The sequence below is a fragment of the Herbiconiux dendrobii genome (assembly GCF_052048175.1).
Taxonomy (GTDB): Bacteria; Actinomycetota; Actinomycetes; order Actinomycetales; family Microbacteriaceae; genus Herbiconiux.
The window spans coordinates 206759-229488 of sequence record NZ_JBLZQV010000003.1 but is presented as its reverse complement, the minus strand read 5'-3'; the positions used below and the strand labels follow the sequence as shown (position 1 = coordinate 229488).

The window sequence follows — 22730 nt, the reverse complement described above, 5'->3', positions numbered from 1 at the left end:
TATGACCGACACCATCAAATGGTTCGACGACGGCCGGATGCACTTCGGCCTCGGCGTCGAAGACACCTTCGTGCCCCAGGAGCGCCCGGGCGAACGGGCCGTCGACGAGTACGAGCTCACCGAGCACTACGAGCAGTTCGACACCGACTTCGCGCTCGCCGCGGGCGTCGGCGCCTCGTTCCTGCGCTGGGGCATCCCGTGGCACCGGGTGAATTCGGCGCCGGGGGAGTGGGACTGGTCGTGGCTGGACCGCGCCATGGCCTCCTTCGGCGAGCACGGCCTCCGCCCGATCGTCGACCTGCTGCACTACGGAACGCCGCTCTGGCTCGAGGGCGAGTTCGCGCATCCGGACTACCCGCAGCGCATCGCCGAGTACGCCGTCGCGGTGGCCGAGCGCTACCGCGATGTGGCCACCGACTACACGCCCGTGAACGAGCCGATGATCCACGCGCTGTTCAGCGGCGAGTACGCCTACTGGCCGCCGTACCTCAGCGGTCCTCGTGGTCTCGTGTCGATCTCAACCGCGCTGGCCCGCGGCTTCGTACTCACCCAGCGCGGCATCGCCGAGGTGCTGGGAGACGCGGCGAGCTTCGTGCACGTCGACGCCACCCTCCGCTACGCCGGCGACACGGATGCGCCCGAGCACCGGGAGACCGCCGAGCGGCTGCGGCACCAGGCCTTCCTGGTCGAAGACCTGGTCACCGGATCGGTCGCCGACGGGCATCCGCTCCGCCCCCTGCTGAGCGCGAACGGGGTCTCGGACGACGCCCTCGCCTGGTTCACCGATCACGCCGTCCGCCCCGACGTGATGGGGGTCAACTACTACCCGCGGCACTCCACCGAGCTGTTCGAGGCGGGCGTGACCCACGGCGGCGGCTTCGCCGACCCGAGGCCCACGCTCGACGACGGCACCGACGGGCTGCTCGCCTCGCTGCGCACCTACGCCTCGCGCTACGGCGCCCCGGTGATGGTCACCGAGACCTGTGTCACCGACTCGCCCGAGGCGCGCATCCGGTGGCTGGATGCCTCGGTGGCGGCTGTGCAGACGGCGCGCGCCGAGGGGCTGCCGGTCGTGGGCTACACCTGGTGGCCGCTGTTCGACATGTACGAGTGGACCTACCGGCACAGCACCGCTCCGCGCGCCGCCCACCAGCTCAGCATGGGCCTCTACGACCTCGTCGAGCCCAGCGACCCCGATGCCGGCGGCCCGCTCGCCCGGCGCGAGAACCCCGTCGCCAAGCGCTTCCGCGAGCACGCGCTCGCGGCATCCGATTCCTCCACCCCCACCTCGAAAGGCTGAGATGGCCACCGCACGACTGATCTTCGACCCGCGCCTGCCCATCGGCGCGGTCAACCGCCGCGTCTTCGGCTCCTTCGTGGAGCACCTGGGCCGCAGCGTCTACGACGGCCTCTACGAGCCCGGCCATCCGGCCGCCGACGAGCGGGGCTTCCGCGGCGACGTCATCGAGCTCGTCGAGCAGCTCGGGGTCAGCGCCATCCGCTACCCCGGCGGCAACTTCGTCTCGGGCTTCCGCTGGGAGGACAGCGTGGGCCCGGTAGCCGAGCGGCCCGCGCGCCTGGATCTCGCCTGGCACTCCACCGAGTCGAACGAGGTGGGCCTGCACGAGTTCTCGTCGTGGCTCGAGTCGGTGGGCAGCGAGCTCATGCTGGCCGTGAACCTCGGTACCCGCGGCACTCTCGAGGCCCTCGATCTGCTCGAGTACTCCAACCTGGCGCAGGGAACCGCGCTCGCCGACCGCCGTGCGGCGAACGGCCGCCGCGAGCCTTTCGACGTGCGGATGTGGTGCCTCGGCAACGAGATGGATGGCCCGTGGCAGCTCGGCCACCGCTCCGCCGACGACTACGGCAAGCTCGCCGCGCAGACCGCCCGGGCCATGCGCGCCTTCGATCCCACGCTGGAGCTCGTGGTCTGCGGCTCGTCGAGCCGGCACATGCCCACCTTCGGCGAGTGGGAACGGGTGGTGCTGAACCACACCTACGACGACGTCGACTACATCTCCTGCCACGCCTACTACGAGGAGAAGAACGGCGACCTCGGCAGCTTCCTGGCTTCCGCCGTCGATATGGACGCGTTCATCGAATCGGTCGTCGCCACCGTCGACCACGTCAAGGCCGTCAAGGGCAGCGACCACGTCGTGAACATCTCCTTCGACGAGTGGAACGTCTGGTACAACGAGCGCTTCGAGAAGGTCGACAAGCTCACCGGCGCCGACAACTGGCCGGTGGCGCCCCGGCTGCTCGAAGACGCCTACACGGTGGCCGACGCCGTGGTGGTGGGCAACCTGCTGATCTCGCTGCTCAAGCGCGCCGACCGCGTCACGAGCGCCTCGCTCGCGCAGCTGGTGAACGTGATCGCGCCGATCATGACCGAGCCGGGCGGCATCGCCTGGAAGCAGACCACCTTCTTCCCGTTCGCCCTCACCTCGGCGCTGGCCACCGGCAGCACGGTGATGACCCGCGTCGAATGCGACCGCTACGACACGGCCGACTACGGATCGGTGCCCACCCTCGACGCCGTCACCACGGTCGACGAGGTCACCGGGCGCACGAGCATCTTCGTGGTCAACCGCTCGCAGAGCGAGACCGCGACCCTGGAGCTCGATCTCAGCTGCGTCGGAGCGGTGACGGATGCCATGGCTCAGACGCTCGCCGACACCGACTTCCACGCGGTCAACACCCTCGAGAACCCGGACCGCGTCGGCATGGCCGTGAACGACACCCTGGTGCTCGGCGACGGCGTGGCCACGATCGAGCTGCCGCCGGTGTCGTGGACGGTGATCACGCTCAGCTGAGCCGGGAGGCCGCCTCCACGAGCACGTCCTCCGAGCCGGCGTAGATCCCGTCCCGGCGCGGCCAGTGGGCGATCACGTCGGTGAACCCGAGCTCGCCCGCCCGGCCCGACAGCTCCTCGAACGCGCCGACGCTGCTGAGGGAGTACGTGCCGCCGGAGTCGAGCGAGAGGTAGCGGTCGATCGTGCCGGGATCGCGGCCGGATGCGGTGGCAGCATCGTCCAGGCGCCCGGCGAGCTCGGCGACCGCGCTCCACCACTCCTCGCCCGTGCGGCCCTCGGGGCCGGTGGTCACCCAGCCCTGGCCGAAGCGCGCCACGAGGGCGAGCCCCTTCGGCCCGTTCGCGGCGAGCACGAACGGCAGGCGGGGCGACTGGGCGGGGGTGCCGACCATTCGCGCGTCCTTCGCCGTGTACCACTCGCCCTCGAAGGAGAAGCCCTGGGGCTCGGCCGCGGCGGCGTCGTCGGAGTCGGTCTCGGTCTCGTTCTCGGCTCCGGTCTCGAAGCGCAGCAGCGCATCCAGCCGCTCCACGAACTCGGCGAAGCGCTCGTGCCGCTGCCGGGGCGTCAGCTCCGCCTGGCCGAGCACGAAGGCGTCGAACCCGGTGCCGCCCGACCCGACGCCCAGGGTCAGCCGCCCGCCGGCGATCTCGTCGACGGTCGCCAGCTCTTTGGCGAAGGGCACCGGATGCCGGAAGTTCGGCGAGGCCACGAAGGTGCCGAGCCGGATGTGCGAGGTGACCGTCGCGGCGGCCGTCAGCGTGGGCACGGTGGCGCCCCACGGCTCGCCCGCTAGAGAGCGCCAGGAGAGGTGGTCGTAGGTCCAGGCGTGGTCGAAGCCGAGCTCCTCGGCGAGCTGCCACTTGCGGCGGCCTTCGGTCCAGGGGTCTTGGGGCAGGATGACGATTCCGTGGCGCATGCCCACAGCGTAGCCAGCACCACCGACTCAGGCCCGGCGCGCCTCCGCCTCGTCGAGCTCGAGATCGTCGGCCAGTTCCTCGCGCGGAGGCACGGCGCGGAACGAGCCGGTTGCGGTGAGCGAGCCCGCCATCCGGTCGCGTGCTCCGAACACCAGCCGTGGGCGCCGGCCGATCACGCGGATGCGGGCGTCGCGGTAGACCGCCAGCCACACCATCCCGATCCCGAACGCCACGATGCCGGCCAGGGCTGCCACGCCGAGCGCCCAGCGCGGGCCGAGCGTGTTGGCCACGGCGCCGAGCAGCGGTGCCCCGATCGGAGTGCCGCCCATGAAGATGGCCATGTACAGCGCCATCACGCGGCCGCGCATCCGCGGGTCGGTCGTCGTCTGCACCGTGCCGTTCGCGGTGGTCATGAGGATCTGCCCGGCGAAGCCGATCAGCACGAGCGCCCCGGCGAACAGCCAGTACGAGGGAGAGAGCGCGGCCAGCAGGGCGCTCACCCCGAAGCCGGCGGACGCGAGGAACACCAGGCGCACCCGCGGCTTGTCGCGGCTCGCCGAGACGAGCGCTCCGGCCACGGATCCGATCGCCATCACCGAGGTGAGCACGCCGAAGCCGGCGGAGTCGAGGCCGAACTCCACCGTCGCCATCGTGGAGGTGAAGATCTGGTAGTTGAAGCCGAAGGTGCCGATCACGAACACGATCACCATGATGATCATCAGATCGGGCCGCCCGCGCACGTAGCGGAAGCCCTCCAGCAGCTGCCCCTTCGCCCGGGGCGCGCGCACCACGGGCACGAGCCGCGCCGGCCGGATCGCCTTCAGCGACACGAGCACCGCCGCGAAGCTCACGGCGTTGATGAGGAACACCCAGCCGGCCCCGACCGCCACCACGAGCAGTCCGGCCACGGCCGGGCCGATGGTGCGCGCAGCGTTGAACGAGGCCGAGTTCAGGGCCACGGCGTTGCCGAGGTTCGGGCCGGCCACGAGTTCGGAGACGAAGGTCTGCCGCACCGGAGCATCGATCGCCGAGGCGATGCCGAGCAGCAGGGCGAACACGTACACGATCCAGAGCTGGGCGACGCCCAGGAGCACGATCAGACCGAGCCCCGCCCCCAGCAGGCCCATCGCCAGCTGGGTGGCCATCAGCACGTGCCGGCGGTCGAACCGGTCGGCGATCAGGCCCGACACCGGCACGAGCAGCAGCTGCGGGCCGAGCTGCAGCGCGGTCGTGATGCCGAGGGCCACGGCGTCGTGGTCGCTGAGTTCGGTGAGCACGATCCAGTCCTGGGCGGTGCGCTGCATCCAGGTGCCCACGTTCGACACCAGGGCGCCCGCGAACCAGATGCGGTAGTCGATGCCCGCGAGCGAGCGGAACATGGCGCTCATTCGGTGAGCCCCCGGATGATCGGCGCGGCTCGGCCGAGCACCTCGAGGTCGGCGGGGGAGAGGGTGGCGAGCCGCTGCTCGAGCCATTCGTCGCGGCGGCGGCGCGTCTCCACCACGAAGTCGCGACCGGCATCGGTCAGCGTCACGATCACCCGGCGGCCGTCGGCCTCGTCGGGCGTGCGGATGACGTAGCCCGCGGTCTGCAGGGCGTTGAGCGTGCGGTTCATCGAGGGCGGGGTGACGTGCTCGAAGGCGCTCAGCTCGGCGGGCGTGCGCGGACCGGTGCGCAGCAGGTAGGCGAGCACGCTCGACTGCGAGTCGCTCAGCTCGTCGTCGGCCTTCTCCTGCCGCAGGCGCCGCGACAGCCGCTGCACGCCCATGCGCAGTTCGGCGCTGAGGGGGTGGTCGGTGGAGGTGGGCATGTATTTAGCATACGCTAATTAGCCTTGCTAATGAAACGGTGAGGCGCATCCGTCGTCGCCCCCGCCGGCCCCGGCCCCGCGCGTTCGCCACGGGCGTTCGCCCTGGGCGCGATCCCGAGACCCGTCCGAGCGGTTAAACTGGCTGCACGATGGCTACTTTTGGAAATCTCTCGGACAGGCTCGCCGAAACCTTCAAGAACCTCCGCACGAAGGGAAAGCTGAGCCCTGCGGACGTCGACTCGACCGTCCGCGAGATCCGCCGCGCCCTGCTCGACGCCGACGTCGCGCTGGAGGTCGTGAAGGACTTCACCGGCAAGGTGCGCGAGCGCGCCCTCGGCGACGAGGTGAACAAGGCGCTCAACCCCGCGCAGCAGGTGGTGCAGATCGTCAACGAGGAGCTCGTGCAGATCCTCGGCGGGCAGCAGCGCCGGCTCGAGTTCGCGAAGAAGCCGCCGACCATCATCATGCTCGCGGGCCTGCAGGGTGCGGGTAAAACCACGCTCGCCGGCAAGCTCGCCAAGTGGCTCGCGAAAGACAACCACACTCCCATCCTCGTGGCGGCCGACCTCCAGCGGCCCAACGCCGTCAACCAGCTGCAGATCGTGGGAGGCCAGGCCGGCGTGCCGGTCTTCGCCCCCGAGCCCGGCAACGGCGTGGGCAACCCCGTGCGCGTGGCCAAGGACTCCATCAAGTACGCCGTCGACAAGCAGTACGACACCGTCATCATCGACACCGCCGGCCGTCTCGGCGTCGACGCCGACATGATGAAGCAGGCCGCCGACATCCGCAAGGCCGTCGACCCCGACGAGGTGCTCTTCGTCATCGACGCGATGATCGGTCAGGACGCCGTGGCCACGGCCCGCGCCTTCCAGGAGGGCGTCGATTTCACCGGTGTCGTGCTCACCAAGCTCGACGGCGACGCGCGCGGTGGTGCGGCGCTCTCGGTGGCCTCGGTCACCGGCCGTCCGATCATCTTCGCCTCGACGGGTGAGACGCTCGACGACTTCGAGCCGTTCTACCCCGACCGGATGGCGTCGCGCATCCTGGATCTGGGTGACATCCTCTCGCTCATCGAGCAGGCCCAGTCGGCCTTCGACGAGGAGGAGGCGCGCGCGGTCGCGGAGAAGTTCGCGACCGACAACTTCACGCTCGACGACTTCCTGAAGCAGATGCAGCAGCTGCGCAACGTCGGCTCGATCAAGAAGATGATGGGCATGCTGCCGGGCGCCGGCGGTCTCAAGCAGCAGCTCGAGAACTTCGACGAGCGCGAGATCGTGCGCACCGAGGCGATCATCCAGTCGATGACCAAGGCCGAGCGCAAGAACCCCAAGCTGCTGAACGGATCGCGCCGCCTGCGCATCGCCAAGGGTTCGGGCATGACCGTCACCGAGGTGAACTCGCTCGTGCAGCGCTTCGAGCAGGCCGCGAAGATGATGAAGACCGTGGCCAAGGGCGGCGTGCCGAACGTGCCCGGCATGGGGCCCATCCCCGGGGCCGGTTTCGGCGGCGGGCGCGGCAAGCAGCAGGCCAAGAAGAAGAGCGGATCGCGGTCGGGCAACCCCGCGAAGCGCGCGGCCGAGAACGCGGCGCGGGCCTCCGGCGAGAAGCCGGCCGTGGCCGCGGGCACCGGCGGGGGAGCGGGCTTCGGCCTCGGCAGCAAGGCGGCCGACGGCACGCCGAACCCGAGCCCCGAGGAACTCGAGGCCCTGCAGCGGTTCCTGCGCTGAGTCGTCCCGCCTTCCGGCGCTGAGTCCTCCCGCCTGAGGCCGGCGTCCGGTTGCCGGTTTCCGACCTTAGACGTTATCCCGCGTTCACCGGGGCGTGCATATGCTTGCCGTATGACAACTTCTTCTCGTCCGGTGCGCATCGGCGTGCAGATCGCCCCGCAGCACAGCTCCTACGCCACCATCCGCGACACCCTCGCCGAGCTCGAAGACCTCGGCGTCGACATCGCGTTCAACTGGGACCACTTCTACCCGCTCTCGGGCGAGCCCGACGGCCTGCACTTCGAGGGCTGGACGATGCTCGCCGCCTGGGCCGAGCAGACCTCGCGCATCCAGTTCGGTCCGCTGGTGACCTGCAACAGCTACCGCAACCCCGACCTGCTGGCCGACATGGCCCGCACGGTCGACCACATCAGCGCCAAGGACGGCGGCGACGGCCGCTTGATCTTCGGCATCGGCTCGGGCTGGTTCGAGCGCGACTACGACGAGTACGGCTACGAGTTCGGCACCGCCGGTCAGCGTCTCGACGCGCTCTCGGAGGCCCTCCCGCGCATCGAGGCGCGCTGGGCCAAGCTGAACCCCGCACCCACCCGCGACATCCCGGTGCTGATCGGTGGCGGCGGCGAGAAGAAGACCCTCCGCATCGTCGCCCAGCACGCCGACATCTGGCACTCCTTCGCCGACACCGAGACCCTCGAGCGCAAGCTGGGCATCCTGCGCGAGTGGTGCGAGAAGGTCGACCGCGACTTCGCGGACATCGAGATCTCGGTCGGCACCCGCGGCGCCCGAGGCGACGCCCTCCCCGACATGGACCGCCAGCTCGACCTCGGAGTGACCCTCTTCACCCTCGGCATCACAGGCCCCGACCTCGCCGCAGACATGCAGGGCGTCCGCGACCTCGTGAAGTGGCGCGACAGCGTCAGCTCCTAGCTGCCGGGGGCGCCGGGCTTCGCTCGGCGCTCCCGGGGCTCGCTGGTCCCTGCCCGGCGAGCCGCGACATGTGAGCATGCGGTCGGAGGGCGCGGGCTACGCTCGCACCCTCCGGCCACACGCTCACCTTGGGTCATCGAGTACGGCCTGATGCGTTTGCCGTGCGGGAGAAGTGTTCGGGAAGCGCGCGTCTCAGGTCAGGCCGTGCCGCAGTTCCTTCGTCAGCGACGCCACCACCGCCCGGAGGCTCCCGCCGTTCTCCTCCGCCACCCGCAGCTGCCGCTGGTAGCTCGCACCGTGGTCGAGGATCAGGTTCACCTGATCCAGCTCGGCCGAGCAGCCCAGCCGCTCGGCGACCGGCGCGAGCCGTTCGAGTTCGCCGCGCACGGCATCCGTCACCAGCTGTTCGTCGCCGGCGGAGTTCAGGATGATCTCGGCCTCCATGCCGTAGCGGGCGGCACGCCACTTGTTCTCGCGCACGAACCACGGCTGCATCGTCGGCAGCTCCTCGCCGTCGTCCAGGCGCTGGGACATGTCGTCCACCAGGCACTGGATGAGCGCCGCCACCGCACCGATCTCCTCGGGGCTGGAGAGGCCGTCGCACGCGCGCATCTCGACCGTGCCCCATTGCGGCGAGGGTCGGATGTCCCAGCGCACCTCGGTGTGGTCGCTGATGACGCCGGTGTGGATGAGGTCGGCCACATACTCCTCGTAGTTCGCCCAGCTGCCGAACTGGTAGGGCAGGCCGGCCGTCGGCAGCTGCTGGAACATCAGCGCGCGGTTGCTGGCGTATCCGGTGTTCACGCCGCCCCAGAACGGGCTCGACGCGCTGAGCGCCTGGAGGTGCGGGTAGTAGTTCAGCAGCGAGTTCACGATCGGCAGCGCCTTCTCGCGGTCGTCGATGCCGACGTGCACGTGGATGCCCCAGATCATCATATTGCGGCCCCACCACTGGGTGCGGTCGATGAGCTTGTGGTACCGCTCCTTGTCGGTGACGGTCTGCTCGAACCACTGGCCGAAGGGGTGCGACCCGGCGCACATCAGCTCGACGTCGAGCGGGTCGGTGATGGCGCGCACCTCGGCCAGCTGGGCCTGCAGGTCGTCGACGGCGTCGCCCACGCGCTCGTGCACGCGGGTGACCAGTTCGACGGTGTTGAGCAGCAGTTCGCCGGTGATCTGCGGATGGGGGCTGCCATCCGCTCCCTGCAGGGTCTCGAGCACCTCGCCGGCCACCGACACGAGATCGCCGGAGCTCTGCTCGACGAGGGCGACCTCCCATTCGATGCCGAGAGTGGATCGGGTCGACTCGGCGAAGGTGATCTGCATGGATGGCCTTTCGGGAAAATTACCGCTTCGACTGCAATCTCTGTCAGAATAGCCAGTCGAGTCTGTTCCCGCCCGACCCTCTAATCAGGCGGGAGGATTCCCTTAGAGCTTTTGCCGAGTGTGCCCCCACGCTCACGGCTGTCAGTTCGCCCACCTCATAGATCACACAGGAGAATTGTGGCTGTCAAAATCCGTCTGAAGCGTCTCGGCAAGATCCGTGCGCCCTACTACCGCATCGTCGTCGCCGACTCGCGCACCAAGCGCGACGGTCGAGTGATCGAGGAGATCGGTCAGTACCACCCCACCGAGGAGCCCTCGGTCATCAAGGTCGACTCCGAGCGTGCGCTGTACTGGCTCGGTGTCGGCGCTCAGCCGACCGAGCAGGTCGCCGCTCTGCTCAAGCTCACGGGTGACTGGGGCAAGTTCAAGGGCGACAAGGACGCGGTCTCCACCGTTCGCGTCAAGGGTGAGAAGGAAGCCTTCGTCGCCGACGAGAAGAAGAAGCCCGTCCTCAAGCCCAAGGCCGAGAAGCCCGCCGCCGTCGAGGCCGAGGCCGCTGCCGACGCCGAGGCTGCTGCCGCGACCGACACCGAGGCCAACGAGGCCGCGGTCGAGGCCGTCGAAGACGCCGCGGACAAGGCCTGACCTTGCTCGCTCCCGCTCTCGAGCACCTCGTCAAGGGGATTGTCGACAATCCCGGTGAGGTGCGGGTCGTCACGAAGAGCTCACCGCGCGGCGAGGTCCTCGAGGTGCGCGTGCACCCCGACGACCTCGGCCGCGTGATCGGGCGCTCGGGTCGCACCGCCAAGGCGCTGCGCACCCTCGTGACCGCGCTGGCCGACGGCAAGCGCGTGCGTGTAGACGTGGTGGACACCGATTACTGAGAACAACAAGACCCAACTGCGAGTGGGTCGCCTCACGAAAGCCCACGGCCTCAAGGGCGCCATGAAGCTGGAGCTGTTCACCGACGACCCGGAGCGGCGCTTCGTTCCGGGCGCGGTGTTCACCCTCCAGGTGCCCACCTCGTCGCCATGGCACGGCAAGACCCTCGAGCTGGCCGAGCTGCGCATGTACAACGGGCATCCGGTGGGCTTCTTCAAGGGAGTCCCCGACCGCTCGGCGGCCGAGGCGCTCGTCAAGGCGATCCTCTGGATCGACCTCGACGAAGACGCGGTCTCCGACGAGGAGGACGCCTGGTACGACCACCAGCTGGTCGGACTCAAGGTGGTGCGCGACGGCGAGCAGGTCGGAACCGTGCGGCTGGTCGAGCACCTGCCGGCGCAAGACCTGCTGATCGTCAAGACCCCCGCGGGCGAGGTGATGGTGCCGTTCGTCAAGGCGATCGTGCCCTCGGTCGACCTCGCGGCGGGCGTGGTGACGGTCACGCCGCCGGCCGGCCTCTTCGAGGAGCTCCCCGAGGAGCCGGACGACGCGCCGCCCGCCACTCCCGAAGAGCCGGTAGCCGACTAGTTCGGTTCAAACCTGCAGAAATAACGAGGAGCGATGCCATATACGGCATCGCTCCTCGTTATTTCTGCATATTCGAACCGAACACCCGATCATGTGAGGATGACTCGGGTTGTAGAAGAGCTAGCCCTCGAAGGCGGGGTCGCCTCGACCGTTCAGCTTCAGGCGCGGGGCGTGCCGCTGAGGGCGATCACACGGGCCGTCCGCCTCGGTGACGTTCAGCGGATCCGGTACGGATGGGTGGGGCTCCAGGGAGCGCCAGAGGACGTCGTGCGCGCGGTCCGTGTCGGCGGTCGCCTCAGCTGTCTCTCGGTGCTGCAGAACGAGAAGCTGTGGAGCGTGCGCGATCATCGACTCCACGTTCGCGTCGCACCCACCGCTCGAGGCCTCTCCGCACCCCACGACCGGTCCGTGCCGCTCGGTGATCCCGAGCGGTGGGGCGTCGTGCTGCACCGCTCGCGCCGGGCGTACGGGCTCGACGAACCGGAGGGTCCCGTCGACTCCATCGAGTGGGCGCTGCTGCACGCCGTGGGCTGCCAGAGCAAGGCCGACGCCATCGTCAGCCTCGACTCCGCGCTCAACAAGAAGCGCATCTCCCGCGCCGAGCTCGAGTTCCTGATGAGCGAGCTGCCCGGCTCGTACCGCAGCTACCTCGACCTCGTCGACCCGTCCGCGCAGTCCGGGCTCGAGACGAAGGCCCGGCTGGGGCTGCGCCGGTACAACATCCCCTACCGCAGCCAGGTGAAGGTCGCGGGGGTGGGCTACGTCGACCTGCTGGTCGGCGACCGGCTCGTGGTGGAGCTCGACGGCCGCGAGTGGCACTCCAGCGACGAGGCCTACGACGAGGACAGGCGCCGCGACCTCATCCTGCACGAACGCGGGTGCGCCATCATCCGCCTCACGTACGACCAGGTGATGGGGGAGTGGGGCAGGGTCGTCGCGCTGATCCGGGAGATGGTCGGGCGCGACGAGCACCGCTGGTCGCCGAAGCATCACAAGGCGGGGCTCGCGATCACGCTCTGAGCGGGCCGGATCGGCGGCGCGGATAGGCTGAGGGGATGCGCATCGACGTCGTCACGATCTTCCCCGAGTTCTTCGACGTGCTCGACATCTCGCTGCTCGGCAAGGCCCGCCAGACCGGACTGCTGGAGGTGACCGCGCACAACCTGCGCGAGTTCACGCACGACCGGCACCGCACGGTCGACGACACCCCGTACGGCGGCGGCGCCGGCATGGTGATGAAGCCCGAGCCCTGGGGCGAGGCGTTGGACGCCATCCTGGGTCCCGATGCGGATGCGGATGCGGACGCGGATCCGGACGCAGACGCGGGCGGCTCGGAGATCGCCCCCGCCGCCCCTGCCGCATCCGCCCCCGTCGTCATCTTCCCGTCACCCGCCGGTACCGTCTTCACGCAGGCGATGGCGCGTGAGCTCGCCCAGCGCGAGCACCTCGTCTTCGGCTGCGGGCGCTACGAGGGCATCGACCAGCGCGTCTTCGACCACGCCGCCACCCGCGCCGAGGTGCGCCTGGTGAGCATCGGCGACTACGTGCTGAACGGCGGGGAGGTCGCTGTGATGGCCATGGTCGAGGCGATCGGCCGGCTCATCCCGGGGGTCGTCGGCAACCCCGAGAGCCTCGTCGAGGAGTCGCACGAAGACGGCCTGCTCGAGTACCCGAGCTACACCAAGCCCGCCGCCTGGCGGGGGCTCGAGGTGCCGCCGGTCCTGCTGAGCGGCAACCACAAGGCCATCGCCGACTGGCGGCGCGCACAGCAGATCGAGCGCACCACTCGGGTGCGGCCGGACCTGCTGCCGCCCGGCCTGCTGCCCAACGAATAGCGTCGAGCACTCGCGCCTGCCGGGCCGGCGGCGTCAGCCGCGCGCGGTGAGGATCAGCGGCCCGTCCTCGGTGATCGCCACCGTGTGCTCCATGTGCGCCCCCACCGATCCGTCGGCCGAGCGCAGCGTCCAGCCGTCCTTGTCGGTGTAGATCTTGTCGGTGGTCTCGAGGAACCACGGCTCGATCGCGATGACGAGCCCCGGTCGCAGCGGCAGCCCGCGGCCCGCGCGCCCCTGGTTCGGGATGTGCGGGTCTCCGTGCATGGTGCGCCCGACGCCGTGCCCGCCGAAATCGGTGTTCACGCCGTAACCCGCGGCCGTGGCGACCTCGCCGATGGCGGCGGAGATGTCGCCGATCCTGTTGCCCGGCTGGGCGGCGGCGATGCCGGCGGCCAGCGCATCCGTCGTCACCTGGATCAGCCGCGTGTCTTCGGAGGACCGCGGCGTGCCGACCACGACCGTCAGCGCCGAGTCGGCGACCCAGCCGTCGACGGATGCCGCGAAGTCGACGCTCAGCACGTCGCCGTCGCGGAGCGCGTAGTCGTGGGGCAGCCCGTGCAGCACGGCGTCGTTGACGCTTGTGCAGAGCACCTTGCCGAAGGGGGAGGCGCCGAAGGAGGGGTGGTAGTCGATGTAGCACGACTCGGCGCCGCGGGCCCGGATCATGTCGTGCGCGATCTTGTCGAGCTTCAGCAGGTTGACGCCCACGGCCGCCCGGGCGGCGAGCTCGGTGAGCACGGAGGCCACGAACTCCCCGGCGGGCCGCATCTGCTCGATCTCGGCAGGCGTCTTCAGCTCGATCATGGTGTCTCCTTCGCAAAAGCTTCATGAAGACCCTACCCACCCGGGTCACAGCGAACATGCGGACTGGCTGCATACCCTTGAAGGGTGTTCATCCGACGGGCGTTCTTCTACTGGCAGTTCCCGGCCGCGGTGATCCTCCCCGCGTGGATCCTGGTCGGCTGGGGCGTTTTCGCCGCCACCGGCTGGCAGATCATCGGGCTGATCGTGGGTGTCATGATGCTCACGGTGGGCATGCTGGCCACCGCCGGCCTCATTTTCGCGCGCAAAGACGTGCGCGCCGAACGGGCCGTCTCGTGGCTCGACGTCGCGCTGTTGACCGTGCTGCACGGCCTCATCATCGCCGTCGGCTTCTTCACACCGGCCACGGCGCTGCTCGGCACGCTCGCGGTCGTGGCCGTCATCGCCCTGTTCTGGAGCGGCATCATCCAGCTCGTCGTCGAGACCCGGCGCCGGGTGCGCACGGTGCTGGCCGGCTTCGAGGAGCAGGCCAGTCGCATCCAGAGCCCGGTTCAGGCGGCCCGGCCGCCGCGAGTGGATGGCGAGTACATCGTCATCCAGGCCTCCGACCGGCCGGCTCCGCCCCGGGTCTGATCGGCCCCACCCGTCGCGTGTGCCGTCCTGGTGCGGCTGCTTTGCGCCGATTCGTGGATCTGTGGCACAATTGACCCTTGTGCCTCGGCCAGATTCTGCCACAGGGGAATCAGCAACTCGCGGGCACTCCTTTTCTTGACAACGAAGCCGTGCTCGACCTGTGGCGGGTACAGATTGCGAACAACACAATGCATATCCTCGACAACGTCGATGCAGCATCGCTCAAGAGCGACATCCCCGACTTCCGCGCCGGTGACACCGTCAAGGTGCACGTGAACATCGTCGAAGGTACGCGCTCGCGTATCCAGGTGTTCCAGGGCGTCGTCATCGCCCGCAAGAACGAGGGCGTGCGCGAGACCTTCACGGTCCGCAAGGTCAGCTTCCAGGTCGGCGTCGAGCGTACCTTCCCGGTGCACTCGCCGGTCATCGACCACATCGAGGTCGTCACCCGCGGTGACGTCCGTCGCGCCAAGCTGTACTACCTGCGCAACCTCCGCGGCAAGAAGGCGAAGATCAAAGAGAAGCGCGACGCGTAGTCTCCGAATTCGCTGCGTGACCCGGTCACGACACGAGTTATCCTGAGCTCCCGACCACTACAGTGGTCCGGGAGCTCAGGCGGTTAAATGACAGAAACATCCGTGCCATCGCACGAACACAGCGGCGGCGACGGCGCGGGGGATCGCCGGTCGAGGCGGTCCAAGAGCGCGTGGCTTTTCGCTCGCGACCTCCTCATCATCTTCGTGATCGCCCTGCTCGCCTCGGTGCTGATCAAGACCTTCCTGGTGCGCTCGTTCTACATCCCTTCCGGGTCGATGGAGAACACGCTGCAGATCAACGACCGCATCCTGGTGAACCAGCTCGAGCCGAGCCTCCTGCCCCTGTCCCACGGCGACGTGGTCGTGTTCAAAGACCCGGGCGGCTGGCTGAACGCGGTCGCGGAGCCCGAGAAGAACCCGCTGGCCGCCGCGGTCGACTGGGTGCTGGAGGGCGTGGGCCTCGCGGCCGACGACGCCAACGACCACCTCATCAAGCGTGTCATCGGCCTGCCGGGCGACAACGTCGTGTGCTGCAACGCCCTCGGCCAGATGTCGGTGAACGGCGTGCCGCTCGACGAGTCCGCCTATCTGAAGCTCCCGGATGGCGTCTCCGCCGTCTCGCAGGAGCCCTTCGACATCACCGTCCCGGCCGATTCGCTCTGGGTGATGGGCGACAACAGGTACAACTCGGCCGACTCGCGCTTCAATCAAGAGAAGCCGGGCAAGGGCTTCGTGCCCGTGGGCAACGTGGTGGGGCGCGCCATCCTGGTGACCTGGCCGATCGACCACTGGGCCTGGCTCGACAACTACGGCAGCGTGTTCAGCGGGATTCCGGATGCGCCGGCGCCTGCGGCGTCGGCTCCCTCCGGCGCAGCGGACACGGGCGGCGTCGCCGCCTCGGCTGCGGACTCGGACTCCGACTCCGGCTCTGACGCCGACGCCGATGCGGGCGCCGCCGCCGCTCTGGCCGCCGTCTCGGCGCCCGTGCTGCCGCTCGCCGGGAGTTCGTCGCGATGAGCCCGGTCGCCGATCCGACGCTCGCGCTGGAGCGCCGGCTGCTCGGCCGGCAGGACGGCTTGATCATCGGCTGCGACGAGGTCGGGCGCGGTGCCCTGGCCGGTCCGGTCGCGGTGGGGATCTGCGTCGTCGAGGTGCGCCGGTCGACCCGCGTCCCGAAGGGGCTGCGCGACTCCAAGATGCTCTCCGAAGCCCGGCGCGAGCAGCTCGCCCCCGTCGCCGGTTCGTGGGGTGTCGCCCACGCGGTCGGCTACGCCTCGGCCGAGGAGATCGACCGGATCGGCATCACCGCGTGCCTCGGCCTCGCAGGTGCCCGGGCTCTTTCCGAGATCGTGGCGGCCGGACTCGACGTCTCGACCGTGCCGGTCATCCTCGACGGGCACTTCGACTGGCTCTCACGGGCGGTGCCGCATCCGTTGACCGTGCACACCCAGGTGAAGGGCGACCGGGACTGCGCCTCGGTGGCGGCCGCCTCGGTGATCTCGAAGGTCGCGCGCGACCGGCTGATGGTGGAGCACGACGGGGTGCATCCGGCCTACGGCTGGGCGCGCAACAAGGGCTACGGCAGCGAGGAGCACCGCTCGGCGATCCTGTCGCTCGGGCCCACCGATCTGCACCGGCACAGCTGGCTCTCGGGCATCACGGCGGGGGAGACCGCGGTGATGCTGGACGGCTTCGAGGAGGCCGTCGTCTCCGACGGCGAATCCGCGGCCTAGACTGGAGCCACGATGGACGAGGACGAATTCGAAGACTACGACCGTGAGGTCGAGCTGGCTCTGTACCGCGAGTATCGCGATGTCGTCTCGCAGTTCAAGTTCGTGATCGAGACGGAGCGGCGTTTCTACCTCGCGAACGAGGTCGAGCTGACCCGGCGCGACACCGAGCACGACTTCTACTTCGAGCTCACGATGAACGACGTCTGGGTGTGGGACGTGTACCGTTCCGACCGGTTCGTGAAGTCGGTGCGGGTGCTCACCTTCAAAGACGTCAACGTCGAAGAGCTCTCCAGCAAGGACTTCGAGCTGCCCAAGGAGCTCGCGCTCGACGAGTAGTCGCTTCTGCACAGGCTGAAGATCGGCGGAGTTCTCCACAGATCACGGCCTGACCGCCCGCATCTCCGACCCCTCCCGCACGCTGGTCGCGGAGGTAGTCATGAAGGCGAAAGACGCACTGGGTCTCCGCGGCGAAGAGCTCGCGGCCGACCATCTGAAGGCATCCGGTTTCCGGGTGGTGGAGCGCAATTGGCGCTGTCCGGTCGGTGAGATCGACATCGTGGCGTACGACGGGCCGACGCTGGTGATCGTCGAGGTGAAGACCCGCACATCGGATGCCTACGGGCATCCTTTCGAGGCCATCACCCCGGCCAAGTTCAAGCGTCTGTACCTGCTGGCCGGCGCGTGGGTGAAAGAGCGGGAGGCCGGGCGGCAGCCCGAGACACGCATCGACGTGATCGGCATCCTGTGCCCCTCCGGGGGTTCGCCCTCGATCGAGCACCTCCGCGGGGTGGGCTGATGGTCGGGCGAACGCTCTCGGTGGCGCTGCAGGGGATGTCGGGCGCCATCGTGGAGGTCGAGGCGCACATCGCGAGCGCCATCCCGGGGTTCCAGATCATCGGGTTGCCGGATACCGCGCTGTCCGACGCCAAAGACCGGGTGCGGGCCGCGGCGGCGAACGACGGCTGCCCGCTCCCGGCGAAGAAGATCGTGGTGAACCTGTCGCCGGCGGCGCTGCCCAAGCACGGCAGCGCGTACGACCTGGCGATCGCCGTCGCCGTGCTCGCGGCGGAGGGGCTGATCTCCTCCGAGGCGATCGAGTCGGTGGTGCACCTGGGTGAGTTGAGCCTCGACGGGCGGGTGCGGCCGATGAACGGTGTGCTCGCGGCGATCGTGGCGGGCCGTGCCGCCGGGTACACACGATTCGTGGTGCCGCGCGGCAACGAAGACGAGGCGCGGCTGGTTCCCGACGTGGAGGTCACGACGGTCGCCTCGCTGCGCGACGCGCTCATCCGGCACGGTGCCGAGCTCGAGCCCCGACCGGTCGAACCCCTGTTGCGGCAGCCGGTGCCGCCGGTACCGGTCGAGTCGGGCGACCTGGCCGATGTGGTGGGAAATCCGGACGCCGTGGAGGCGCTCGTGGTCGCCGCAGCCGGCGGGCATCACCTGTTCATGCTCGGCCCGCCGGGTGCGGGCAAGACCATGCTGGCGCAGAGGCTGCCCGCGTTGCTGCCCGACCTCGGGCCCGAGGAGTCGCTCGTGGTCACGTCCCTGTCGTCGCTGGCCGGCCGTACGCTGTCGGGCCTGATCTCCCGGCCTCCGATGGAGAGTCCTCACCACACCACGTCGGCAGCGGCCCTGGTCGGCGGTGGCTCCAAGCTCATCCGGCCGGGAGCGGCGGCGCGGGCGGCATACGGCGTGCTCTTCCTCGACGATTCAAGGATGCAGTAATTACAACCTGGGGTGATCGCCTGTTATTGTTCGATCTACGTAGGCGGCTCAACCGCTTAGATCGTCTTGAGGCCAACGCCGAGGGCGTGTTCGCTACCTGTGGTGCGAACGATTCCAACGAATCTTCACCACACAGGAGGCATCATGCCACGCGGTTTCAGTACCAGCGGCGACTTCCTCACCCGCACCGTCGACGGCTACGACCTCGACAAAGTGTGGGATGAGTACATCGCCATCCTCAAAGTTTGGAACGAGGGGCGTAACTCGCTCACCTCGTTGCTGACATTCCCGACGGTCATCCCCGGTGAGGCCGTGTCCCAGGCTCTCGCAGGTGACGAGTTCGAGCTTGCTTCCGAGTTCGGCGTTCCCAAGTCGACTCGTGCAGCGACGGACGTGCTCAGCATGGGCTTCCCGCTCGAATGGTTTGACCTCGGCATCCGCTACACCGAAGCATTCCTTCGCGACGCGCCTGTCTCCCAGGTCAACGCCCAGCACAACGCGGCACTCGAAGCCAACGTTCGGCTGCACTTCAAAAAGGTCATGTCGGCACTGTTCACCAAGACGACCATCGCCACGCGTCCGACGAACGAGAACGGCACATCGATCTACTCGCTGTGGGACGGCGAGTCCGACGCAAAGCCTCCGGCGTTCGCGGGCCGCACGTTCACGTCAGGTCACACCCACTTCCTCACTTCGGCGTCAACCCAGATCGACGGTATCGACCTTCGTGACCTCATCAACCACATCACAGAGCACGGGTACGGCACGTCGGCCAACGAGCGCGTCGTCATCATGGTTCATCCCAACCAGGGAGATGCGATTCGGGGACTGCGCGTGGCTGGTGGATCGCCGTTCGACTTCATCTCGGCGGCGGGCGCACCGGCTTACCTCACAACCGAGATGCTGGTCGGTGACCGACCGCCATCCGAGTTCCAGGGGCTACCGATCATCGGCTCGTTCGGCAACGCGCTGATCCACGAGAGCTACTGGATGCCGGCGGGCTACGTCGCGGCTGTCGCCTCATCGGGCGAGAACTCGGCTCGGAACCCGCTCGCGATCCGTCGTCACGTTCGCAAGGAGTACCAGGGACTGCGCATCATCCCCGGCACCAACTCGCGCTACCCCCTCATCGATGCCACCTACGCCGAAGGCCTCGGCGTGGCCGTCCGTAATCGAGGTGCCGCTGCGGTCATGCAGGTAACGACCTCGAGCACGTACACGAACCCGACGATCTAGGACAGCGTGGCGTCGGCCCTGGCCGGGATCCGGCGCCACGCAGCCTCCCGGCTGCCCGGCCCAAAATGAAGGAGCAACAATGCTCATCCCAGATCGGAACACTCTCACGGCCTCACCTGCCGTTGACCAGATGATGGAGGCCATCAACGAAGCTCGACGCCTTGCGCCGGACAACCGCCACCTGATCGAAGATCCCTGGATCGAGAAGTGCGTCCTGTTCGCGGTCTGTGGTCAGACGACGCTCGATGACGAAGCCAGGCAGCTCTTCGAGCAGGAATCGCACATCGAGGTTGAGCGCGAGGCACCGCGTCCACTTGTCGTGCGCGGCGACTGGTTCCGAGACGACGTCAGGCTGCATTCTTCTGAAGTGCCAGACGGCGGGCCAGCGATCAAGCGCATCACTGCAAAGTGCTCGTCCTGCGATTCAAGCGCGATGGCCGGCTATGGCGTGCTCTGGCTGAACGTGGGTCGTCTCATCCTTGAGTTCGTGTTCTGCCACCAGTGCGCGCCCCACTATCAGCTGACCTATGGCCCGCTCGTGTGGAAGCAGTTCTGGCGTGCCTAGGTGCGCGGCGACTGCCTCGACACCCGGGCGTCCCAACTACGGAAAGCAGTGTCAGCGAAACGCCGTAAATGGTGCTACAACGTGTCAGATGCACGGCGGGGTTCAGACCTCCACCGATCCCGGTTCAATCCGCCAGAGGGTCGACCAGCCCCGAATCAGGTGCGGTTCTCCACGACGGAACGGTGAACCCTGCAAGAACTGGGCGATTCATGGTGCGACTGTCTGCCGGAAGCACGGTGGGACACTGCCGAATGTGCAGAAGAAGGCTCGCGAGCGCATGCTCGAACTCGTCAACCCGGCCCTGGCTGAGTTGCAGCGAATCCTTACCAAGCCCGACACCACGGACGCCGATCGACTGAGGGCAATCACGCTGCTACTTGATCGGACTGGCTACGGGCCTAAGTCGCAGGTTGAGGTCGAAGTGAGGCCCTGGCAAGAACTCATGGGCATGGGGGAGAGCGCGGGTATCTTCAAGGCGGTCGAAGCCCCGCAGCCTCTCGTGCTTGAGGCGCAGGTCATCGAGGATGACGTGCCGCTCGTCGAAGATGACGCTGACTACGACTGGCCCGACAACGTGATCCGGACACGGTTCCCGATGGAACGCAAATCCAGAGGATCGGCGACTCCACCAAGTCACATGCGCTAGAGAGGCTGGATGAGCTTGCGAGCCTCGACGTCGCGTTCTCCAACTCGTGTCAGTTGGACGGCAGGAGGCGTGAAGTGAACCTTGTGCTTGGCATGAAGTTGATTGAGTGTTCGGGTTAGATTCGTTCGCATGCTAACGGGCAACCAGTCGCTCAGTTCTTGACGGGTCGTACCCCGCTGGCCTGCCCAGTAGAGCAAAACGAGGCAGTGATCGGACGCTGGCAGATCCTTCAAGATTCGGGGCATGCCGTCGAAGACCTGAATCATCGGCACTTCTCGACTGACGATCGCCTCAATTAGCTCCTGGGCGTCGCCAGCCGAGACGTTATGGTGCAACCGGACTAGTTCCGCCAGAATCCAGTCGAGGGTGTTGATCACCAGCGCGGCATCCTGGACGTTCGGGTCGATCCCGTCGGACAGATGCGCGGTGTTGCGTTTATTGCGAATGTCGTACACGACGCGGATGGCCCTGGGTATGTGAAGCCGAACGCTATCCGGAATAGAACCGGCGGCTTGCTGCGACAAAAAGGTAATCACTGATTCAGCCTTGAAGTGGCTGTCCGACAGCGCCGTATATGTGCCGCTCGCCTGCCACTGCAAGATTCGGAGTGCCGCCTCAGAAAAGCGGCCGCCCTCAACCGCATTTGGTCGAAAGTCCCCCAAGAAGTAGCGACGTTTGCTCTCGGTAAAAGCTTCTAGTAACTCGTGGACTAGGTCAGCCGGAATACCGGACGCCAGTAGTCCTCTTTCCACCTCGGAGAAGGCTCCTGTGCTCACGAGCTACTCCTTGATTCCCAAGAAGTGATTGACCACCTTCTTCAGTTCATCACCGATCTCATTCTTAACACGTAGCTTTCGATCAGAGTCAGGTCCGACCAGCGATGTGGCGGGAGTCTTGGCCATGTGATTTCTGAAGTTCTTGCTATCGAAACACTTCAATCGTTCTGCTTCTGCGCGAATGACCGGGAGCGAGATCTCGCGCTCATCAGCCAGATAGTAGTAGGCGGCGCCGAGGGCAATAGCTACTGCCCTCGTCTGTGCTGTTGGGTTGTCTCCAAGCTTGCGAGCTGGGCCATTAAGGCCGACCGTCCCGGCATCGAAGTAAAAGACGTCTTCTAACTGAGACTTTTCGATCCCGGTCTCCGAGGACAATTTGTCGAAGAGGTCACTCGCTGTTGCCGTGGAGTCAATGGGGCTTTCCGGCAATGCAACTTCGCTGCTTGCCCGCGGACTGCCTCCAGTCGTCTTTCGCGGTTTGGGTGCCTTCGGAGGCCTTGGTGCGCCTTCCTCCTTCGGCGAGGCATCTTCGCCGCGGGAGAGCAATGCAATTGCCTCCCTGAAGGCAACCTCCTGTAGGTGATCCGGAATATTTGCCTCTGACACGGCGGCCCATGCCTCGGTGAGCAAAGCTTTGACGTCCATTGGTCTCCAGGGTCTTGAAGGGTGTGATCGGATTATGGCGTGCAAAATTAGACAGCCGTAGACGACACTCCGGAGGTTCATTGAACTAAGCTCAGTAGAGATCGCATCCTATCCACGGCAGCGTTCCAATGGCGCGACCTTCGCTCTCCTATCCACGGCAGCGTGGCTCGCGTCTATTCGAACATATGTTCTACTCTTGCGTCATGGGCACGAACAAGCGCTATGCGCATCGCATTGACCAGCAGATGGACCGCCGCATCGAAGAGTCCGCAATGCGCCCGAAGATCGAAAGCCTGCCGCCTGCAGTAACGGGTATCGATCACGATAAGCCGGTGAAGGCTCCAGAACCTATCGAGGTCGAAGCGTGGGTTCCCATCTCGTCCGGGACCGTGAAAATACAGGCTCGCGTAGTCGAATGGAATACGAAGGCTGCGCATATCGAATGGCGCGACTCGTCCGGCAATGAGCGAGCCGCGTGGGTGTATTTGGGTGCCGTAAAGCGTCGCTGAGGCATGATCAAAGAATTGTCCAAAGTTGGAACATTCCTATATAAAATCGATCCATAGCGACAAAGCATCGGGCGGCAATCCTCCCCCCGAGAACGCAGGGAACGGTCCGCGAAGCGGGCTCTAACTTGGGATAAGT

General features: G+C 67.3%; 27 protein-coding genes. 20 read left to right on the top strand and 7 right to left on the bottom strand.

The features are described 5' to 3' along the window. The first annotated feature begins 1 nt into the window (after position 1). Positions 2-1300, top strand: coding sequence for a family 1 glycosylhydrolase (locus ACN4JJ_RS10035; protein ID WP_440709768.1), 1299 nt, complete (start codon positions 2-4; stop codon positions 1298-1300). Between the two features lies 1 nt (position 1301). After that, positions 1302-2813 (top strand): arabinosylfuranosidase ArfA, encoded by a 1512-nt coding sequence (gene arfA / locus ACN4JJ_RS10030; protein WP_440709767.1) that lies wholly within the window; start codon positions 1302-1304, stop codon positions 2811-2813. Here arfA and ACN4JJ_RS10025 read toward each other — a convergent pair. Genes ACN4JJ_RS10025 through ACN4JJ_RS10015 form a run of 3 tightly spaced genes read right to left on the bottom strand, consistent with a single transcriptional unit; the run spans position 2806 to position 5540 of the window. Then, the gene (locus tag ACN4JJ_RS10025; RefSeq protein WP_440709766.1) at positions 2806-3729 is read right to left on the bottom strand and encodes an LLM class flavin-dependent oxidoreductase; all 924 of its coding nucleotides are present in this window, start codon (positions 3727-3729) and stop codon (positions 2806-2808) included. The two genes, arfA and ACN4JJ_RS10025, sit on opposite strands and share 8 nt — an antisense overlap. 27 nt (positions 3730-3756) lie before the next feature. Beyond that, a complete protein-coding gene (locus ACN4JJ_RS10020) occupies positions 3757-5118 on the bottom strand; it encodes an MFS transporter (protein WP_440709765.1) in 1362 nt (453 codons plus the stop codon). Further along, positions 5115-5540 (bottom strand): MarR family winged helix-turn-helix transcriptional regulator, encoded by a 426-nt coding sequence (locus tag ACN4JJ_RS10015; protein WP_440709764.1) that lies wholly within the window; start codon positions 5538-5540, stop codon positions 5115-5117. The genes ACN4JJ_RS10020 and ACN4JJ_RS10015 overlap by 4 nt, the downstream gene beginning before the upstream one ends. Positions 5541-5689: 149 nt before the next feature. Here ACN4JJ_RS10015 and ffh point away from each other — a divergent pair, with 149 nt between their 5' ends. Then, a complete protein-coding gene (ffh, locus tag ACN4JJ_RS10010) occupies positions 5690-7267 on the top strand; it encodes a signal recognition particle protein (RefSeq protein ID WP_440709763.1) in 1578 nt (525 codons plus the stop codon). Positions 7268-7378: 111 nt separating this feature from the next. Further along, positions 7379-8194 carry an LLM class F420-dependent oxidoreductase gene (locus ACN4JJ_RS10005; protein WP_440709762.1) on the top strand — a complete coding sequence of 272 codons (816 nt, stop codon included), beginning with the start codon at positions 7379-7381 and terminating at the stop codon, positions 8192-8194. Between the two features lie 192 nt (positions 8195-8386). On the opposite strand, the gene ACN4JJ_RS10000 is transcribed toward ACN4JJ_RS10005, so the two are convergent. After that, positions 8387-9520, bottom strand: a complete 1134-nt coding sequence (locus ACN4JJ_RS10000) for a glutamate--cysteine ligase (RefSeq protein ID WP_440709761.1) — start codon at positions 9518-9520, stop codon at positions 8387-8389. Positions 9521-9697: 177 nt separating this feature from the next. Here ACN4JJ_RS10000 and rpsP point away from each other — a divergent pair, with 177 nt between their 5' ends. From rpsP to trmD, 5 genes are all read left to right on the top strand, one after another. Further along, positions 9698-10165 (top strand): 30S ribosomal protein S16, encoded by a 468-nt coding sequence (gene rpsP / locus ACN4JJ_RS09995; protein ID WP_440709760.1) that lies wholly within the window; start codon positions 9698-9700, stop codon positions 10163-10165. Positions 10166-10167: 2 nt separating this feature from the next. Next, the gene (locus ACN4JJ_RS09990) at positions 10168-10404 is read left to right on the top strand and encodes an RNA-binding protein (protein ID WP_440709759.1); all 237 of its coding nucleotides are present in this window, start codon (positions 10168-10170) and stop codon (positions 10402-10404) included. Then, positions 10397-10990, top strand: coding sequence for a ribosome maturation factor RimM (gene rimM, locus ACN4JJ_RS09985; RefSeq protein WP_440710292.1), 594 nt, complete (start codon positions 10397-10399; stop codon positions 10988-10990). Before ACN4JJ_RS09990 ends, rimM begins: the two co-directional genes overlap by 8 nt. Before the next feature lie 267 nt (positions 10991-11257). Continuing rightward, positions 11258-12010: an endonuclease domain-containing protein gene (locus ACN4JJ_RS09980; RefSeq protein WP_440709758.1), complete on the top strand. Its 753-nt coding sequence runs from the start codon at positions 11258-11260 to the stop codon at positions 12008-12010. A gap of 35 nt (positions 12011-12045) precedes the next feature. Further along, complete coding sequence (trmD, locus tag ACN4JJ_RS09975) at positions 12046-12825, top strand: tRNA (guanosine(37)-N1)-methyltransferase TrmD (RefSeq protein WP_440709757.1); 780 nt, start codon at positions 12046-12048, stop codon at positions 12823-12825. A 33-nt stretch (positions 12826-12858) separates the two neighbouring features. Here trmD and map read toward each other — a convergent pair whose 3' ends face one another. Beyond that, entirely contained in the window at positions 12859-13629 is a 771-nt protein-coding gene (gene map, locus ACN4JJ_RS09970) for a type I methionyl aminopeptidase (protein WP_440709756.1), read from the bottom strand. Between the two features lie 84 nt (positions 13630-13713). On the opposite strand from map, the gene ACN4JJ_RS09965 reads away from it, so the two are divergent. The 10 genes from ACN4JJ_RS09965 to ACN4JJ_RS09920 all read left to right on the top strand — a co-directional run bounded on the left by ACN4JJ_RS09965 (position 13714) and on the right by ACN4JJ_RS09920 (position 20664). Then, positions 13714-14220 (top strand): MFS transporter, encoded by a 507-nt coding sequence (locus tag ACN4JJ_RS09965; protein WP_440709755.1) that lies wholly within the window; start codon positions 13714-13716, stop codon positions 14218-14220. A 188-nt stretch (positions 14221-14408) separates the two neighbouring features. Continuing rightward, the gene (gene rplS, locus ACN4JJ_RS09960; protein WP_440710291.1) at positions 14409-14756 is read left to right on the top strand and encodes a 50S ribosomal protein L19; all 348 of its coding nucleotides are present in this window, start codon (positions 14409-14411) and stop codon (positions 14754-14756) included. Positions 14757-14843: 87 nt separating this feature from the next. Then, on the top strand, positions 14844-15773 hold the full coding sequence (gene lepB / locus ACN4JJ_RS09955; RefSeq protein WP_440709754.1) for a signal peptidase I: 930 nt from the start codon (positions 14844-14846) through the stop codon (positions 15771-15773). Continuing rightward, positions 15770-16489, top strand: a complete 720-nt coding sequence (gene rnhB, locus ACN4JJ_RS09950) for a ribonuclease HII (RefSeq protein WP_440709753.1) — start codon at positions 15770-15772, stop codon at positions 16487-16489. Before lepB ends, rnhB begins: the two co-directional genes overlap by 4 nt. 12 nt (positions 16490-16501) lie before the next feature. Next, positions 16502-16825 carry a DUF2469 domain-containing protein gene (locus ACN4JJ_RS09945; protein WP_440709752.1) on the top strand — a complete coding sequence of 108 codons (324 nt, stop codon included), beginning with the start codon at positions 16502-16504 and terminating at the stop codon, positions 16823-16825. 100 nt (positions 16826-16925) lie between these two features. Then, a complete protein-coding gene (locus ACN4JJ_RS09940; protein WP_440709751.1) occupies positions 16926-17285 on the top strand; it encodes a YraN family protein in 360 nt (119 codons plus the stop codon). Further along, a complete protein-coding gene (locus ACN4JJ_RS09935; protein WP_440709750.1) occupies positions 17285-18217 on the top strand; it encodes an ATP-binding protein in 933 nt (310 codons plus the stop codon). The genes ACN4JJ_RS09940 and ACN4JJ_RS09935 overlap by 1 nt, the downstream gene beginning before the upstream one ends. Before the next feature lie 144 nt (positions 18218-18361). Further along, a complete protein-coding gene (locus ACN4JJ_RS09930) occupies positions 18362-19453 on the top strand; it encodes a hypothetical protein (RefSeq protein WP_440709749.1) in 1092 nt (363 codons plus the stop codon). Between the two features lie 79 nt (positions 19454-19532). Beyond that, positions 19533-20018 (top strand): hypothetical protein, encoded by a 486-nt coding sequence (locus tag ACN4JJ_RS09925; RefSeq protein WP_440709748.1) that lies wholly within the window; start codon positions 19533-19535, stop codon positions 20016-20018. A gap of 253 nt (positions 20019-20271) precedes the next feature. Further along, positions 20272-20664 carry a hypothetical protein gene (locus ACN4JJ_RS09920; RefSeq protein WP_440709747.1) on the top strand — a complete coding sequence of 131 codons (393 nt, stop codon included), beginning with the start codon at positions 20272-20274 and terminating at the stop codon, positions 20662-20664. Here ACN4JJ_RS09920 and ACN4JJ_RS09915 read toward each other — a convergent pair. Next, complete coding sequence (locus ACN4JJ_RS09915) at positions 20661-21440, bottom strand: hypothetical protein (RefSeq protein WP_440709746.1); 780 nt, start codon at positions 21438-21440, stop codon at positions 20661-20663. The genes ACN4JJ_RS09920 and ACN4JJ_RS09915 overlap by 4 nt on opposite strands. 3 nt (positions 21441-21443) lie before the next feature. After that, entirely contained in the window at positions 21444-22085 is a 642-nt protein-coding gene (locus ACN4JJ_RS09910) for a hypothetical protein (RefSeq protein WP_440709745.1), read from the bottom strand. 203 nt (positions 22086-22288) lie between these two features. Here ACN4JJ_RS09910 and ACN4JJ_RS09905 point away from each other — a divergent pair, with 203 nt between their 5' ends. Continuing rightward, positions 22289-22594, top strand: coding sequence for a hypothetical protein (locus ACN4JJ_RS09905; RefSeq protein WP_440709744.1), 306 nt, complete (start codon positions 22289-22291; stop codon positions 22592-22594). Positions 22595-22730 lie beyond the last annotated feature (136 nt).

Bases quoted from the DNA above. Each gene is read 5' to 3' on its own strand.
- ACN4JJ_RS10035 (WP_440709768.1), top strand. From the start codon at position 2: ATGACCGACACCATCAAATGGTTCGACGACGGCCGGATGCACTTCGGC.
- arfA (WP_440709767.1), top strand. From the start codon at position 1,302: ATGGCCACCGCACGACTGATCTTCGACCCGCGCCTGCCCATCGGCGCG.
- ACN4JJ_RS10025 (WP_440709766.1), bottom strand. From the start codon at position 3,729: ATGCGCCACGGAATCGTCATCCTGCCCCAAGACCCCTGGACCGAAGGC.
- ACN4JJ_RS10020 (WP_440709765.1), bottom strand. From the start codon at position 5,118: ATGAGCGCCATGTTCCGCTCGCTCGCGGGCATCGACTACCGCATCTGG.
- ACN4JJ_RS10015 (WP_440709764.1), bottom strand. From the start codon at position 5,540: ATGCCCACCTCCACCGACCACCCCCTCAGCGCCGAACTGCGCATGGGC.
- ffh (WP_440709763.1), top strand. From the start codon at position 5,690: ATGGCTACTTTTGGAAATCTCTCGGACAGGCTCGCCGAAACCTTCAAG.
- ACN4JJ_RS10005 (WP_440709762.1), top strand. From the start codon at position 7,379: ATGACAACTTCTTCTCGTCCGGTGCGCATCGGCGTGCAGATCGCCCCG.
- ACN4JJ_RS10000 (WP_440709761.1), bottom strand. From the start codon at position 9,520: ATGCAGATCACCTTCGCCGAGTCGACCCGATCCACTCTCGGCATCGAA.
- trmD (WP_440709757.1), top strand. From the start codon at position 12,046: ATGCGCATCGACGTCGTCACGATCTTCCCCGAGTTCTTCGACGTGCTC.
- map (WP_440709756.1), bottom strand. From the start codon at position 13,629: ATGATCGAGCTGAAGACGCCTGCCGAGATCGAGCAGATGCGGCCCGCC.
- rplS (WP_440710291.1), top strand. From the start codon at position 14,409: ATGCATATCCTCGACAACGTCGATGCAGCATCGCTCAAGAGCGACATC.
- lepB (WP_440709754.1), top strand. From the start codon at position 14,844: ATGACAGAAACATCCGTGCCATCGCACGAACACAGCGGCGGCGACGGC.
- rnhB (WP_440709753.1), top strand. From the start codon at position 15,770: ATGAGCCCGGTCGCCGATCCGACGCTCGCGCTGGAGCGCCGGCTGCTC.
- ACN4JJ_RS09945 (WP_440709752.1), top strand. From the start codon at position 16,502: ATGGACGAGGACGAATTCGAAGACTACGACCGTGAGGTCGAGCTGGCT.
- ACN4JJ_RS09940 (WP_440709751.1), top strand. From the start codon at position 16,926: ATGAAGGCGAAAGACGCACTGGGTCTCCGCGGCGAAGAGCTCGCGGCC.
- ACN4JJ_RS09935 (WP_440709750.1), top strand. From the start codon at position 17,285: ATGGTCGGGCGAACGCTCTCGGTGGCGCTGCAGGGGATGTCGGGCGCC.
- ACN4JJ_RS09930 (WP_440709749.1), top strand. From the start codon at position 18,362: ATGCCACGCGGTTTCAGTACCAGCGGCGACTTCCTCACCCGCACCGTC.
- ACN4JJ_RS09925 (WP_440709748.1), top strand. From the start codon at position 19,533: ATGCTCATCCCAGATCGGAACACTCTCACGGCCTCACCTGCCGTTGAC.
- ACN4JJ_RS09910 (WP_440709745.1), bottom strand. From the start codon at position 22,085: ATGGACGTCAAAGCTTTGCTCACCGAGGCATGGGCCGCCGTGTCAGAG.
- ACN4JJ_RS09905 (WP_440709744.1), top strand. From the start codon at position 22,289: ATGGGCACGAACAAGCGCTATGCGCATCGCATTGACCAGCAGATGGAC.